Here is a 14,383-nt window from a genome sequence, read left to right on the forward strand (position 1 = left end):
GCACCGCGCCGATGGTACTGCGGGGTCAGCCCGTGGGAGAGCAGGGCGCCGCTGACCGGTGGACGGCTTTCGCGCTTTCCCGGCGCGGGAGCGCAAGGGGGTCCCCTCGGGGGCCCTCTTTTGCTATAGGTAGCTAATTTTGGAGGCGCGTATGCCCTTCACCTTGTTTGTCATCGGCAATATTGCATCTGGTAAATCTACTGCATGCTCCTACCTCGCCCGTTCTGGCGCACGCCATCTCGATCTTGATGTAATCGCAAAAAGTCTTTATGTCCCCGGCTCTGCGATCGTTGATTCCATCGCGGAGGCTTTTGGATGGGATGTCCTCGATGAATCGGGTGAAGTGCGCTCATCTGTTCTCGCTCAGCGGGCTTTTGTCGATGAGGGCTCTGTTCACCAGCTAAATGAAATTGTCCATCCTGTCCTGCTGGATTATCTTTCTAATATTCTCTTACCGGTTCCTTGTTGCTCGCTCGTCGTGCCTACACCCGCGCTCACCGTCGTTGAGATTTCCGCTCCCGCGTCGTTTACCGATGCATTCGGCTTGGCTGATGAGGTAATTGCCATTACGGCGCCGCTTGACACTCGTCGTGCACGTGCAATTGAGCGTGGCATGAGCGGCTCTGATTTCGATGCACGTTCGGACCTCCAGCCGTCTGAAGATGAGTTAAAAATGATGGCCGATACCGTCATCGATAATTCAGTTGCAGATGATACGCTTTTCCGATCACTCGACCTTTGGCTTGAGGATAGGGGCATTCGACTGGCTGATGGGAAGTAAACTGATGAACAGACGCGGCTCTTTTCTTCGATGGTATCGAGTGTTCCCTCTTACCGTCGTGCTCATTTTCGGGCTTGTTTCGTTTGCCTTTGCTTTCGCCCCTTCGTTGCTTTTTAAGTCGATGTATCCCTTGCATTACGAGGACGAGATCACTGCTTCAGCGGCTACTCATGGCGTAGATCCGTATTTGGTTGCCGCCGTCATCCGATCGGAGTCCAGCTGGGATCCTGAGGCCTCTTCCCATCAGGGTGCTCGTGGCCTTATGCAGTTGATGCCTGAAACCGCTCAAGACATGGTGGCTAAAGGTCTCGTCGACGGCAAACGCTATTCTTACGAGAATCTCGAGGACCCGACCGTCAATATAGAATATGGCTGTGCTTACTTGTCGTATCTTTTGACGTACTTCAATGGGGCGACAGATCGGGCTATTGCCGCGTACAACGCCGGTATGGGCAATGTGGATGGATGGGCAAAGCAGGACAAGCTGCTTCATAATGCCATTACATTCCCTGAGACACAGGCATATCTTGTTCGCGTCAATATGGCCAAAGCCCGGTATCAGGAGCTATATCCGCAGGCGTTTCGCTAGGAAGGGTGGCGATTTGCGTGGCTGAGTTCGAAGTTGAGCGCGTCGGCGGCGAATTGAGGCGTTTCGGCGTGTCTGGAAGCCCTGCGCCTTTTGAGGTCGTTTCTCCGTTCGAGCCTTCGGGCGATCAGCCCCAGGCCATCGCATCCTTGGTGCAGGGCGTGCGCGATGGGGATCGCTATCAGGTGCTCTTGGGTGTCACCGGATCCGGCAAGACCTTCACGATGGCGAAGACCATCGAGGCTTTGGGCAAACCGACGCTTGTCATGGCACCGAACAAGACGCTCGCCGCTCAGCTCGCGAGTGAGCTTAAAGAGTTCTTCCCGAACAACGCGGTCGTGTACTTCGTCTCATACTACGATTACTATCAGCCCGAGGCGTATGTTCCTTCGAGTGATACCTATATCGAGAAGGACTCTTCCATTAACGAGGAAGTCGAGATGCTTCGGCATCAGGCGACGGCATCCCTGCTTTCACGTCGTGATGTGATTGTCGTGGCGTCGGTCTCGTGCATATATGGCATAGGATCTCCCGAGGACTATGCAGGGCTGGCTCCGAACGTGGATAAAAAGGAGCCACTTGAGCGCGATGAATTCATTCATTCGCTTATCGACATTCAGTACGATCGCAACGATTACGACCTTGCACGCGGCACGTTTCGCGTGAGAGGCGATGTGGTGGATGTCTACCCGCCCTATGCCGAGCATCCGTTGAGATTCGAGTTCTTCGGTGACGAGGTCGAGCTTATCGCGGAGATCGACGAGGTCACCGGTGAGATCATGCGCGAATTCGACGCTATCCCGGTTTGGCCCGCCTCGCATTATGTGACGGAGAAGCCCAAGGTAACCGCAGCCTTAAAATCCATTGAGGAAGAGCTCGAGGCACGAGTCGCGGAGCTTAAGGCGAACGATAAATTGCTCGAAGCGCAGCGCTTGGAGCAGCGCACGAGCTATGATCTCGAGATGCTCGAAACCATGGGATTCACGACCGGCATTGAGAACTATTCACGACATCTGGATGGTCGCAAACCGGGCGAGCCCCCGTTCACGCTTATAGATTATTTCCCCAAGGACATGTTGTGCATCATCGACGAGAGCCATGTCACGGTGCCGCAGATCCGCGGCATGCACGAGGGAGACCGCTCTCGTAAGGTGACGCTTGTCGAGCACGGGTTCCGCCTGCCCTCGGCGCTCGACAATCGCCCCCTGCGCTATGACGAATTTGAGGCGCGCATTCCGCAGTTCATCTATGTGAGCGCCACACCGGGCGACTATGAGCTGCGAGTGAGCCAGAACAACGTGGAGCAGATCATTCGCCCGACGGGCCTGCTCGACCCCAAGATCGACGTGCGCCCGGTGCGTGGGCAGATCGATGACCTGATCGATGAGATTCGTGAACGAGTGGCACGTCATGAGCGCGTGCTGGTCACCACGTTGACAAAGCGTATGGCGGAGGATCTGACCGACCATCTGCTTGATGCCGGTATTCGCGTCAATTACATGCACTCGGATACGGCGACCATGGATCGAGTCGAGATTTTGCGTAGTCTTCGCCAGGGAAAGATCGACGTGCTGGTAGGCATCAACTTGTTGCGCGAGGGCCTCGATCTTCCCGAGGTGTCGCTCGTGGCGATTCTCGATGCCGATAAAGAGGGCTTTCTGCGCAACCGACGCTCGCTCATCCAGACAATCGGCAGGGCGGCGAGAAATGCCGAGGGCGAGGTCGTTATGTACGCCGATTCGATTACCGATTCGATGCGTGAGGCGATCGACGAAACGAATCGCCGGCGTGCGATTCAGACGGCATACAACGAGGAACACGGTATCAAGCCCCAGACGGTTCGCCGATCCATCAACGACATCTCGAGCTTCATCGCCGAGGCCGAGGAGAATGTGGGGAAGAAGGATCGGAGCCGAGGCGACACGCTGGGGCATGGTGCGTTCTTCAGTCCCGCCGGCACGGAAGGGGAGGACGATGCGGGCGAGGGTGTCGGCGAGCGGATTGCACGCGATTTCGCCGATCTGCCTGCCGAGGAGCTCGCTCGCGTGATCGAGACCATGGAAGACGACATGAGAGCGGCCTCGGAGGCCATGGACTTTGAGGAGGCCGCTCGTCTGCGCGATATCGTCGTTCAGCTCAAGGCGATGTCGGAGGGGACGAGCGAGGACGAGGTGATTGAGGCGCTGCGGAAGTCGGCGCGCAAGGGATCCGTTTTCGCGCCGGGCCGCAAGCGTACGGGCGCGCGGTTCAAGAGGTGAGTTTGAGACGGGACGACCGGTGCCTGCCTGTGACTTTGGCCGTATCGACAGGGGGTGAACAGGCCGTTCGTTGGGTGCGGATGGTATACTTACGCTCGTGAATTTACATGCGGGGCGCAGGTCTCGCAAGGGGAGGGAAACCAACATGACCGATTTCGACCTGCTGTTCAGCCGCTTGCGCGGTCTCGCGTGGAGCCATGTGGCCATGGCGGGCGCGTGCTTTGTCTTCGCCACGGCGCTGTTCGTCTCTCCTGCGTGGGGCTATGCGGATTTCGCTCGTCTGCAGCAGCTTCTTTCCTGGTTCGGCATCGTCGCCGGTTCCCTGTCGCTGGTCGCCGCCTTCGCCATGCGCGCAGGATGGACGCTGCGCGGTGTCGAGCCCGCGGTGGGTCTCGTTCTTTTGCTGGGTGGCCTGTGGACGCTGAACTTCCCGTTCTCCGTCGACACGTTCGTTCCGGTCGTTTCGTTCCTGGGCATGTTCCTGGCATTTTATCTGCTTGCCACGGCTTTCGAGATGTATCGTCGCTCGGCTGGCCGTCCGGGCATGCAGGTCGCCGTCGCCGCTGGTGCGATTCTCGTCTCGTTTGCGAATCTGTTCGGCCTGATGGGCGTTTCTGGCATGTTGGCGCTTTCCGCCCTCGAGCTGTACCTCGCCGGCTGGGGCTTCGTGTATGCGTGCATCTCGCTCTCGGTGGATGCGCCCCGTGCGGAGCTCGCCTAGGGGGTTAGAGTTCTCCCGCAGGGTGTTCCCGGATTGTCGGGGAATTTGAGCTCGTGGGGAGTCCGCTGAATACGTGAGTGTAATATGGCCCGCTTCTCCATCGTGAGAAGCGGGCCATATTCGTTTGGGGCGAGCCGTTAATTTGGCGGTGATATTTCACGTTGAGAGCGGGTTATCGGATATGGGCGTCCCCGATTGAGGTGACGAGGGATTGGGCGCAGCGGATGCCGTCCGTGGCAGCGCTCATGATGCCACCGGCGTAGCCAGCGCCTTCGCCACAGGGATAGAGGCCGGGCGTACTCACCGAGATACAGGTCTGGCGGTCGCGCAGGATGGTGATCGGCGAGCTGGAGCGGGATTCGATGGCGGTGAGAACGGCTTCGGGGTCGTTGTAGCCGCGGATCTTTCGATCGAGTAGCGGAATGCCCTCGCGTAGGGCGTCGACGACGTGGGGAGGCAGGACATCGTCGATGGTGCCCCAGGTGACTCCTCGAGGATAAGTGGGTTCGATGCGGCCGGGGCCCGTACTGGGGCGCCGGGCGAGGAAATCGCTCACGAGCTGGGCCGGCGCATGGTATTCGCCGCCGCCGGCGCGGAAAGCGGCCTGCTCGCAGGTGCGCTGCAGTCGGACGCCCTCGAGGGGGTCATCTCCTGGGAGGTCTTCGGGTGTGATGTTGACGAGCAATGCGGCGTTCGCGTTGCGGCCGTCGCGGGCGTGCATGCTGGCGCCGTTGGTGACGACCCCGCCTTCTTCGCTCGCGGCAGCAACGACCTCTCCGCCCGGGCACATGCAGAAGGAGAACACGCTGCGGCCGTTTGGAAGGTGGGCGACGAGGCTGTACGGGGCGGCGCCGAGCGCAGGGTGGCCCACCGCGGTGCCATAGAGGGCACGGTCTATATCCACTTGCAGATGCTCGATGCGCACGCCCATGGCGAAGGTCTTGCGCTGGAGCGTGACGCCGAGGCCGGCGAGCATTTCGAAAACATCGCGAGCGGAATGGCCGCAAGCGAGGACGACGTGCGTTGCGGCAATGGTTTCCCGCCCATCGGATCCGTCGAGGATGAGCCCTGAGACGATTCCCTCGTCGTCAAGGAGCAGATTGCTCGCATGGGTTCGGAAGCGGACGGTGCCGCCGAGGCGCTCGATGCGAGCGATCAGATTCGTGACGACGTCGGGCAGGATGTCCGACCCAATATGGGGCTTGGCGTCCCAAAGGATGTCGCGCGGGGCGCCGGCTTCGACGAGCGTCTTGAGGACCAGTCGATGCAAGGGGTTTTTCGTCCCGGTATTGAGCTTGCCGTCGGAGAAGGTGCCGGCACCGCCGAGGCCGAACTGAATGTTGCTTTCGGTGTCGAGAGCTCCGGTGGCGTTGAAGTGCCCGACTGCCTCGGTGCGTCGCGTAGCGTCATCCCCGCGTTCGAGCAAGATGGGGCGAAGGCCCGCCTCGGCGAGCGTGAGCGCGGCGAAAAGGCCTGCGCAGCCCGCTCCGACAACGACAGGGCGGTGCTCACACAGGCCGTCCTGCACGGGAGCGGGGAAGGAGGGGTCGTCCGCATCGACCGCGCGCACGCGCTTGCGGTCGCGATCGGGGAGGCGCGAGAGCAGGTCGGCCTCGTCGACTTCGGATGCCAAGTGCACGAGGGCGCTCAGCGTGAAATGGACGTTCGACTTCTTGCGGGCGTCGATGGATTTGCGCCTCAGTTCGATGCGTTCGATATCTGCACGGCGGCAGCGGAGGATGCTGAGCGCCTCGCGGGTGCATGCCTCGATGCACGAGCGCTCATCACCGCCATCGGCCAGGCGGCAGGAAATCTGGGAAATCTCAAGCATGGGGCTCCTTGGAGAGGTCGGATGTGCCGTGGCGATGGGTGACGGCGGCGGCAGCGGCAGCGCCCGCGCGAACGCCCGTGAGCCAGGCCCAAGCAAGGTTGTAGCCACCGCAGTCGGCGTCCATGTCTATGGCCTCGCCACAAGCGTAGATGGGTGCTTGCGGTGCGTTCTCGTCCGTGCTGATCGGATGCACGGCGAGTGTGTCGAGTTCCATGGCCGGCAGGGGGATGCCGCCGCGTCGCACCTGGGCTTGCGCGTGCTCGGTGGTGCCTGTCACGCGCAAGGGGATGCGGTGCAGCATCGATGCCGCTCGGTTCAGCGGGCGCTCGGTACCGGCCACGGCGTCGCAGGCGAGTGCCGCGAGAGGACGAGCCAGGAGGCCGTCGAACCATCGGGGGTTGCCGTCGAAGGTGCCGATTGTCTCCGCGCGGCGCGCGAGGAAGCGGGTGAGGCCCTGTTCGTTCATCTCGGGGAACAGGTCGAGTTCGATCTGGTCGCCCGCCTCGATGCGTCGCGAGAGATTGAACGCGGCGATGCCGGAGATGCCATAGGGACGGAAGAGGACCTCGCCCTGTTCGAATGCCACGGCGGCCCCGTCACGCATCAGGGTGAGCATGCAGTCAACTCGCAGGCCGTCGAGACCTTGGAGAAGGTTGCACCCGCCGGTCTCATCGTCGCCGGATGGGGGCAAAGTGCAGGCAATGGGGCACAGGACGGGGGCTTCGGCGACATGGGGCAGGTTAAGGACTTCGCACGAAGCCCCAGAGGTTCCCCCGCATGCGAGGACGACGGCCCGAGCGAGCACCTTGTGATCGAGGCGGTCGGCTGTTGCGAGCGCCTTGCGCGCGTTGCGGATGCGGGCCTTCTCGTCGCGACCGGGCTTATGGGAGAGGGGCAGGCGTGCTTGGTCGACCGTGAACTCGTGGAGGCCGGTTGGGCCAGTAACGTGCCGCTTCGGTTCGGCGCACGCCATGACGGTGATGCCCTCGCGTCGACAGGTGTTGAGGAGCGCGTCGCGCACAGAATCCGCACGGCGGCTCATGGGGTACAGGCGCCCCTCGCCCTCCTCTGCGGTCGCGATGCCCGTGCTTTCGAGGAATGTGGCAACATCTCGCTCCGGGGTGGTGCCGAAGATTTTGCGCACGGTGTCGGGATGACGGTATCGGCGTGTGTCGAGACGGCTATTCGAGACGTTGCAGCGCCCGTTGCCGGTCGCGAGGATGGAGAGGCCCGTCTCGACGTCGCGCTCCAGGATGCACGTGCGCGCCCCGGCGCGCGACGCGGTGATGGCGGCGGCAAGTCCGCTCGCACCGCCGCCGATGACGAGAACGTCGTAGATGGGCGCGCCGCCCTCCGCGGGGGAGAGCGGCGCGTCGCAGGATGTGGATATGGTGGCAGGGCGGCCCATGCTAGGCGCCCGCATCGGGTTCGGGAGCCTCGTGCTCGGGGAGCGCCTCGACGCTGGCGAGGGCCTCGGGCAGCAGGCCGCCGGGCAGTTCGGTCTCGATGGCGCCGTCGTCGCAGGCGGCGGCGAGCTCGGGCTTGATGGGCATGCGGCCGAGGAACGGCAGGTTGTACTGCTCGGCAACGGCGTCGAGCTTGCTGGGACCGAATACCTCGATCTTCTTGCCGCAATCGGGACACTCGACATATGCCATGTTCTCGACGATGCCGAGGACGGGGATATTCATCTTCTCGGCCATGTTCACGGCCTTGGCGACGATCATGGAAACGAGGTCCTGCGGGCTCGTCACGATGACGATGCCATCGACGGGCAGCGACTGGAAGACGGTGAGGGCGACGTCGGCGGTGCCGGGGGGCATGTCAACGAGCAGGTAGTCGAGCGGACCCCAGGAGGTCTCGCTCCAGAACTGGCGGATTGCGCCGGCGATGACGGGGCCGCGCCACAAGACGGGATCGGTCTCATTTTTGAGCAGCAGGTTGCTCGACATGACCTTGACGCCGTGGTCGGAGATCTCGGGCAGTAACAGGTTGCCAAGGCCCATGGCGTGGCGGCCGCTCATGCCGAACATCTTGGGGATCGACGGGCCGGTGATGTCGGCGTCGAGAATGCCGACTTTGTGGCCGGCGCGTGCCAGTTCGACGGCGAGGGTGCCGGTGACGAGGGACTTGCCCACGCCGCCCTTGCCAGATAGCACGGCGACGACGCGCTTGACCTCGGACAGATTGTTTTCCTCAAATTCCTGCGGGGCGGTCTGACCGCCCGCCGCGGTTGCATGCTCGCAGCTCATGGGTGCTTCCTTTCCTTCAGGTGGAACCTTTCCATTGTACCCTCGCCGAGCGGCTTGAACGGGGTCGGTCGAGGCGCCTCACGACCCGTAGCGCGCATGTGGTCCCGACCTTGTCGGCCTGGCGTCCGTCTGCCGAATCACGTCAGCCCATAGGGCGAATAACCGTTTTATCTTTGGGGGAGAATGGCTACGGTTGAAAAGATGGGCGCGAAAGAACGTGCGCGCCCCACGTCCGAAAGGAATGCCCATGTTGCTCGAAGGCAAGAAAGCAATCATCACCGGCGGCACTCGCGGTATCGGCTACGCCATCGCCGCTCGTTTTATCGAGGAAGGCGCGGTTGTGACCGTGTTCGGTTCCCGCCAGGAGACCGCCGACAAGGCTGTTGAGCAGCTGCTCGCCACCTATCCTGAGGCCAAGGTTTGGGGTCGCACGTGCGATCTGGCCGACCTCGACGCCGTTACCGAGGCCTTCCGCGCCGCCGCCGAGGACATGGGCGGAGTCGATACCATCGTCAACAACGCCGGCATCTCTCAGTCCACTCCGCTGCTCGACTACACGGCCGATGATTGGAAGAAGATCATGGACCTCAACGTCACCGCGGTCTTCAACGGCTGCCGTGCGGGTGCGCAGCTCATGATCGAGGCCGGTCACGGCGGCACCATCACCACCACCAGCTCCATGGTTTCCAAGTACGGTCAGCCCTCCGGCTGCGGTTACCCGACCTCCAAGTACGCCGTCAACGGCCTGACCCAGAGCCTCTCCCGCGAGCTCGCGCCCAAGGGCATCCGCGTCAACGCCGTCGCCCCCGGTATCACCAAGACGGACATGGTCGCCGCCCTGCCCGAGAAGATGATCCAGCCTCTAATCGCCACCATTCCGCTGGGTCGCATCGGCGAGCCCGAGGACGTCGCCAACGCCTTCGTCTACCTGGCGAGCGAGATGAGCTCCTACGTCACCGGCGCGGTCATCCCCGTCGACGGTGCCGCCCGCAGCTAAGTACTTCCGGCAACATAGTTCGCCTCGTATGGGCGTCTCGGCTTCTTGCCGGGGCGCCCTTCTCCATGCGGGGCACACGGCCCCTTTTCAGCTGCGTGCGCCCGGTCGGGGCATATTCCCGCAGGGCGTTTTTGTGAAGCGAAGCAGAGCCACGCCCGAAGGGATTATGCCCCGACCGGGCGTTGGCGCTACACTAAGGGGTTAGATACGAATGTGTCCATGAGTCATATCCGATTCCACTTCAGATAAGGACCGTCCATGTCTGATTCATCCATCGTCATCAAGGGCGCCCGCGAGCACAACTTGCAGGACATCGACGTCGAGATTCCTCGCGACCAACTCGTCGTCATCACCGGTCTGTCCGGTTCGGGTAAATCAAGCCTGGCCTTCGACACCATCTACGCCGAGGGCCAGCGCCGCTATGTTGAGAGCCTTTCGAGCTACGCTCGTCAGTTCCTCGGCCAGATGGACAAACCCGACCTCGACTCGATCGACGGCCTGTCCCCAGCGGTCTCCATCGACCAGAAGACCACATCCAAAAACCCGCGCTCCACGGTCGGCACCGTCACCGAGATCTACGATTACCTGCGCCTGCTCTATGCGCGCATTGGCGTGCCCCATTGCCCGGAGTGCGGCCGTGAGATCGAGCGCCAGACGACCGACCAGGTTGCCGACAAGATTCTCGCCGCCGGTCAGGGTCGTCGAGCCTTCGTGCTCGCGCCGGTGGTGCAGGGTCGCAAGGGCGAGTTCGTCAAGCTGCTCGAAGACCTGCGGGCCGAGGGTTTCTCACGCGTGCGCATCGACGGCGAGGTCCGCAGCCTGGACGAGACCATCGAGCTTGATAAGAAGTTCAAACACACCATCGAGGTCGTGGTCGACCGTATTGTGATTCGCGAGACGAGCCTCGGCCGTATCGCCGAGGCCGTCGAGCAGGCAACCAAGCTCGCTCATGGCAATGTCTCCGTGTATCTGCTGCCTAATCGGGACGCGCCCGAGGGCACCGAGGGCGACCTGCTGACCTATTCGCTTGCGCTTGCCTGCCCCGAGCATGGCCACTCCATCGATGACCTGCAGCCGCGCGACTTCTCGTTCAACGCCCCCTATGGCGCCTGCCCGGAGTGCGACGGCCTGGGATTTAAAAAGGTCGTGGATGCCGAGGCCCTTATCGAAGATCCGAACCTCTCCATCGAGGAGGGCGTGTTCGGCGGTTTCTTCGGCAAGTCAAACTACTACCCGCAGATCTTCCGCGCCCTGTGCATCCATCTCAAAGTCGATCCGACCACGCCGTGGAAGGACCTGCCCGCTCGCGTGCGAAAAATTTTCCTCGACGGCTTGGGCGACAAGAAGATGCGCGTCGATTACAAGACGCAGGACGGCCGGGACACGCATTGGTTCACCAAGTACGCCGGCGTGCGCAATATCCTGTACGAGCGCTATGTCGAGACGACCAACGAGAACACCAAGGCAAAGCTCGAGCGCTACATCCGCGAGGAGCCCTGCTCGACGTGTCACGGCGCCCGTCTGCGCCCCGAGATGCTCGCCGTCACGGTTGGCGGCAAGTCCATTTACGAGGTTTGCTGCATGAGCTGCCGTGAGTCCCTCGCGTTCTTCGATGCCCTCGAGCTCACCGAGCGCGAGGCCTTCATCGGCCACGCCATCGTCAAGGAGATCGGCGAGCGTCTTCGCTTCCTGGTGGATGTCGGTTTGGACTATCTGACGCTCGATCGCGCCTCCGCGACGCTTTCTGGCGGCGAGGCCCAGCGCATCCGCCTGGCGACCCAGATCGGCGCGGGCCTCATGGGCGTGCTCTACATCCTGGATGAGCCCTCCATCGGCTTGCATCAGCGCGATAACGAGCGACTCATCGCCACGCTCGAGCGTTTGCGTGATTTGGGCAACACCGTGATCGTCGTCGAGCACGATGAGGATACGATCCGCGCGGCCGATTACGTGGTTGATATGGGACCGGGCGCCGGCGAGCACGGGGGCAAGGTCGTGTGCGCCGGGACGGCGGAGCAGCTCATGGCCTGCCCCGACTCGCTTACGGGCGCCTACCTCTCCGGCCGCCGTATGGTGCGCCTGCCCGAGGAGCGCCGCAACCCCGGTCGCGGGGCCCTCAAGATCACGGGCGCCAAGGCCAACAACTTGCATAACGTCTCGGCTGAGATCGAGTTCGGCACCCTCACGGTGGTGACGGGCGTTTCGGGTTCGGGTAAGAGCTCGCTGGTGACCGATACCATCGCGCCCGCGCTCACCAACGCCGTGCACAACTCGACGCGTGTCGTGGGTCCCTATAAGGCGATTGAGGGCATCGACCAAATTGACAAGGTCATCGATATCGACCAGAGCCCGATCGGCCGCACCCCGCGTTCCAATCCGGCGACTTACATCGGCCTGTGGGATGATCTGCGCGCGCTGTTTGCGAGCGTGCCTGAGTCCAAGGCGCGCGGCTACTCGCCGGGCCGCTTCTCCTTCAATGTTCCCGGTGGCCGCTGCGAGGCCTGCAAGGGCGACGGTCAGATCAAGATCGAGATGCACTTTTTGCCCGATATTTATGTGCCGTGCGAGGTGTGCGGCGGGAAGCGCTACAACCGCGAGACGCTCGAGGTGCGCTACCGCAACAAGACCATCGCCGACGTGCTCGATATGTCCGTGACCGAGGCGCTCGCGTTCTTTGGCAACATCCCGCAGATCAAGCGCAAGCTGCAGACCCTCTACGACGTGGGGCTGGGCTACGTGCGCCTCGGACAGCCGGCGACGACGCTGTCCGGCGGTGAGGCCCAGCGCGTGAAGCTCGCCAAGGAGCTGCACCGCAAGCAGACGGGCAAGACGTTCTACATCCTGGACGAGCCCACCACGGGTTTGCACTTCGAGGATGTGCGCCAACTCGTCGACGTGCTGCAGCGCCTGGTGGACGCGGGCAACACCGTGCTCGTCATCGAGCACAACCTCGATGTGATCAAGGTGGCCGATCGCATCATCGACCTCGGTCCCGAGGGCGGTGACGGCGGCGGGCGCATCGTGGTGTCCGGCACGCCCGAGAAGGTGGCTGCGTGCAAGAGGAGCTACACCGGCAAGTTCCTGGCGCCCCTGCTTGAACGTGACCGAGCACGGATGGCCGAGATCGATGGCTAAGGCACCCAAGGTTCAAAAGACGAACGCAATGCGCGAGTTGGAGCGCGAGGGCGTGCCGTATATCCTGCACACGTACGAGGACGACGGCGAGGAGGCCCGTGGTCTGGGTGAGTCTATTGCCGCGCAGCTGGGAGAGGATCCCGGACAGGGATTCAAGACGCTCGTGACAGTGGCGCCCTCAGGCAACCATGTGGTGTGCTGCGTGCCAGTTGCCGAGGAGCTCGACTTCAAGGCCGCTGCAAAGGTGGCGGGGGAGAAGTCGCTCGAGATGCTGCCCACCAAACAACTGACGGCGGTGACCGGGTATGTGCGAGGCGGCTGCTCGCCCATTGGGCTGAAGCGGCCGTTTCCGGTGATCTTCGATGAGACATGTTGGTTGTATGATGCGGTCTACATTTCCGGGGGGCGCCGCGGCATTCAGCTCGAAGTGCCGGTTGAGCCGCTGTTGACCTGCCTGAACGCCCTTACAGCGGACATCTGTCGAAGGTAGGTCCCGCCCGTTCCTGTGAAGCTATTCTGCCGCACGTCGGCTTTGGGTGGTGCTCAGGGGTCGGGGTTGGTATCCTTGATGCACCCGAACACGTTAGGACGTGACATGAAGTTCAAACGCACCACAGTCATCGCCACGGCTTGCCTACTCTCCGCGACGCTCTCGGTTTCCGGAGTTCCTGCGGTCGCATTCGCAGAGCCGACCGACGTGCTCCAGCAGCGCGTCAACGACGCATACGCCACGCTCCAGACCTATACCATGGAGCTCGAGCTCGCCAGCAGCCAGCTCGCCACGGTGAAGGACGATCTCGCCACCGTTCAGGGCCAGATCGAGCAGACGCGTGCCGATATCGAGAAGAAGCAGGCGGAGGTCGCCGAGGGCCAGGAGGTCATCGCCCAGCGTGTGTCCTCCACCTACAAGCAGGGTGGCGCGAACCTGCTCTCCATCGTTCTGGGCTCCACGGACTTTGCCGATCTCTTCTCTCGCACGTTCTATGCGAACAAGGTCGCCGATGCCGACGCCCAGGTTATCGCCAAGGTGAAGCAGGATATGGCCGAGCTCGAGCAGAAGCAGGCCGAGCTTGCCGAGCAGGAGGCCCGTCAGAAGGAGCTCGTTTCCGAGCAGGAGTCCAAGACGGCCGAGGTCAGCTCGAAGGTCAGCCAGCAGCAGTCGTTCTACAGCAACCTCGACACGCAGCTCAAGGATCAGCTTGCCGAGGAGGCCGCCCGCAAGGCCGCTGAGGAGGCGGCTCGCCAGGAGGCGCTTCAGCAACAGCAGCAACAGCAGCAACAGCAGCAACAACAACAGCAGCAACAACAACAGCAGCAGGGCAATAACAACAAGCCCAGCAAGCCCGTTGAGAAGCCCAACAACAACGGCAACACCAACTCCGGCAATGCGCCCGCCAGCGTTGTCGATGTCGCTCTCGCGCAGGTCGGCAAGCCCTACGTGTGGGCTGCATCCGGCCCCAACGCCTTCGACTGCTCCGGCCTCACGAGCTATTCTTACGCCCAGGTCGGCTATGGTATCCCGCATAGCTCTCGGAGTCAGTTCAACTTGGTTCGCTCCAAGGGACACCTGGTGTACAACATCGGCAGCCTCAAGCCCGGTGACCTCGTCTTCTGGGGTAATGGCGGTTCCACGAGCTCCATCTACCATGTCGGTCTGTACATTGGCGGGGGACGGTACGTCCATGCTTCGATGCCCGGCGTCGGTGTTGTGGTCGCATCCCTCTATGCTGGCGGCAACTACGTCGGCGGCGGCTCTCCGGTGTAGTGCCGAGCCGTGTGCGCGGTGGCCGCACGGCGTGAATGTGTGAATGCAAGCGCCCCC

11 protein-coding genes are annotated in these 14,383 nt (G+C 62.4%); 8 read left to right on the top strand and 3 right to left on the bottom strand.

What is annotated here, in order from left to right; translation table 11 throughout:
* Positions 1–151: 151 nt before the first annotated feature.
* From coaE to AOBCEHNH_RS00740, 4 genes are all read left to right on the top strand, one after another.
* Positions 152–781: a dephospho-CoA kinase gene (coaE, locus tag AOBCEHNH_RS00725; protein WP_152062795.1), complete on the top strand. Its 630-nt coding sequence runs from the start codon at positions 152–154 to the stop codon at positions 779–781.
* Positions 771–1,370: a lytic transglycosylase domain-containing protein gene (locus AOBCEHNH_RS00730; RefSeq protein ID WP_226803171.1), complete on the top strand. Its 600-nt coding sequence runs from the start codon at positions 771–773 to the stop codon at positions 1,368–1,370. The genes coaE and AOBCEHNH_RS00730 overlap by 11 nt, the downstream gene beginning before the upstream one ends.
* A 17-nt stretch (positions 1,371–1,387) precedes the next feature.
* On the top strand, positions 1,388–3,625 hold the full coding sequence (gene uvrB, locus AOBCEHNH_RS00735) for an excinuclease ABC subunit UvrB (RefSeq protein ID WP_152062796.1): 2,238 nt from the start codon (positions 1,388–1,390) through the stop codon (positions 3,623–3,625).
* A 145-nt stretch (positions 3,626–3,770) separates the two neighbouring features.
* The gene (locus AOBCEHNH_RS00740; protein WP_118103883.1) at positions 3,771–4,346 is read left to right on the top strand and encodes a hypothetical protein; all 576 of its coding nucleotides are present in this window, start codon (positions 3,771–3,773) and stop codon (positions 4,344–4,346) included.
* Between the two features lie 172 nt (positions 4,347–4,518).
* On the opposite strand, the gene AOBCEHNH_RS00745 is transcribed toward AOBCEHNH_RS00740, so the two are convergent.
* From AOBCEHNH_RS00745 to AOBCEHNH_RS00755, 3 genes are read right to left on the bottom strand one after another with little or no spacing between them, the layout of a single operon-like run.
* A complete protein-coding gene (locus AOBCEHNH_RS00745; RefSeq protein ID WP_152062797.1) occupies positions 4,519–6,177 on the bottom strand; it encodes an NAD(P)/FAD-dependent oxidoreductase in 1,659 nt (552 codons plus the stop codon).
* On the bottom strand, positions 6,170–7,585 hold the full coding sequence (locus tag AOBCEHNH_RS00750; RefSeq protein WP_152062798.1) for an NAD(P)/FAD-dependent oxidoreductase: 1,416 nt from the start codon (positions 7,583–7,585) through the stop codon (positions 6,170–6,172). The genes AOBCEHNH_RS00745 and AOBCEHNH_RS00750 overlap by 8 nt, the downstream gene beginning before the upstream one ends.
* Position 7,586: 1 nt before the next feature.
* Positions 7,587–8,429: an Mrp/NBP35 family ATP-binding protein gene (locus AOBCEHNH_RS00755; protein ID WP_152062799.1), complete on the bottom strand. Its 843-nt coding sequence runs from the start codon at positions 8,427–8,429 to the stop codon at positions 7,587–7,589.
* 247 nt (positions 8,430–8,676) lie between these two features.
* Between AOBCEHNH_RS00755 and AOBCEHNH_RS00760 the strand changes: the two genes are divergently transcribed.
* From AOBCEHNH_RS00760 to AOBCEHNH_RS00775, 4 genes are all read left to right on the top strand, one after another.
* Positions 8,677–9,426, top strand: coding sequence for an SDR family NAD(P)-dependent oxidoreductase (locus tag AOBCEHNH_RS00760; protein ID WP_182282158.1), 750 nt, complete (start codon positions 8,677–8,679; stop codon positions 9,424–9,426).
* 258 nt (positions 9,427–9,684) lie between these two features.
* Positions 9,685–12,561: an excinuclease ABC subunit UvrA gene (gene uvrA / locus AOBCEHNH_RS00765; protein ID WP_152062800.1), complete on the top strand. Its 2,877-nt coding sequence runs from the start codon at positions 9,685–9,687 to the stop codon at positions 12,559–12,561.
* Positions 12,554–13,051, top strand: coding sequence for a Cys-tRNA(Pro) deacylase (gene ybaK, locus AOBCEHNH_RS00770; RefSeq protein WP_006723619.1), 498 nt, complete (start codon positions 12,554–12,556; stop codon positions 13,049–13,051). The genes uvrA and ybaK overlap by 8 nt, the downstream gene beginning before the upstream one ends.
* A gap of 105 nt (positions 13,052–13,156) precedes the next feature.
* A complete protein-coding gene (locus AOBCEHNH_RS00775; RefSeq protein WP_152062801.1) occupies positions 13,157–14,326 on the top strand; it encodes a C40 family peptidase in 1,170 nt (389 codons plus the stop codon).
* Positions 14,327–14,383 lie beyond the last annotated feature (57 nt).

The organism is Collinsella intestinalis (genome assembly GCF_902501455.1).
Taxonomy (GTDB): domain Bacteria; phylum Actinomycetota; class Coriobacteriia; order Coriobacteriales; family Coriobacteriaceae; genus Collinsella; species Collinsella intestinalis.

Bases quoted from the DNA above. Each gene is read 5' to 3' on its own strand.
- AOBCEHNH_RS00730 (WP_226803171.1), top strand. From the start codon at position 771: ATGGGAAGTAAACTGATGAACAGACGCGGCTCTTTTCTTCGATGGTAT.
- AOBCEHNH_RS00755 (WP_152062799.1), bottom strand. From the start codon at position 8,429: ATGAGCTGCGAGCATGCAACCGCGGCGGGCGGTCAGACCGCCCCGCAG.
- AOBCEHNH_RS00745 (WP_152062797.1), bottom strand. From the start codon at position 6,177: ATGCTTGAGATTTCCCAGATTTCCTGCCGCCTGGCCGATGGCGGTGAT.
- ybaK (WP_006723619.1), top strand. From the start codon at position 12,554: ATGGCTAAGGCACCCAAGGTTCAAAAGACGAACGCAATGCGCGAGTTG.
- AOBCEHNH_RS00760 (WP_182282158.1), top strand. From the start codon at position 8,677: ATGTTGCTCGAAGGCAAGAAAGCAATCATCACCGGCGGCACTCGCGGT.
- uvrA (WP_152062800.1), top strand. From the start codon at position 9,685: ATGTCTGATTCATCCATCGTCATCAAGGGCGCCCGCGAGCACAACTTG.
- coaE (WP_152062795.1), top strand. From the start codon at position 152: ATGCCCTTCACCTTGTTTGTCATCGGCAATATTGCATCTGGTAAATCT.
- AOBCEHNH_RS00740 (WP_118103883.1), top strand. From the start codon at position 3,771: ATGACCGATTTCGACCTGCTGTTCAGCCGCTTGCGCGGTCTCGCGTGG.
- AOBCEHNH_RS00750 (WP_152062798.1), bottom strand. From the start codon at position 7,585: ATGGGCCGCCCTGCCACCATATCCACATCCTGCGACGCGCCGCTCTCC.
- AOBCEHNH_RS00775 (WP_152062801.1), top strand. From the start codon at position 13,157: ATGAAGTTCAAACGCACCACAGTCATCGCCACGGCTTGCCTACTCTCC.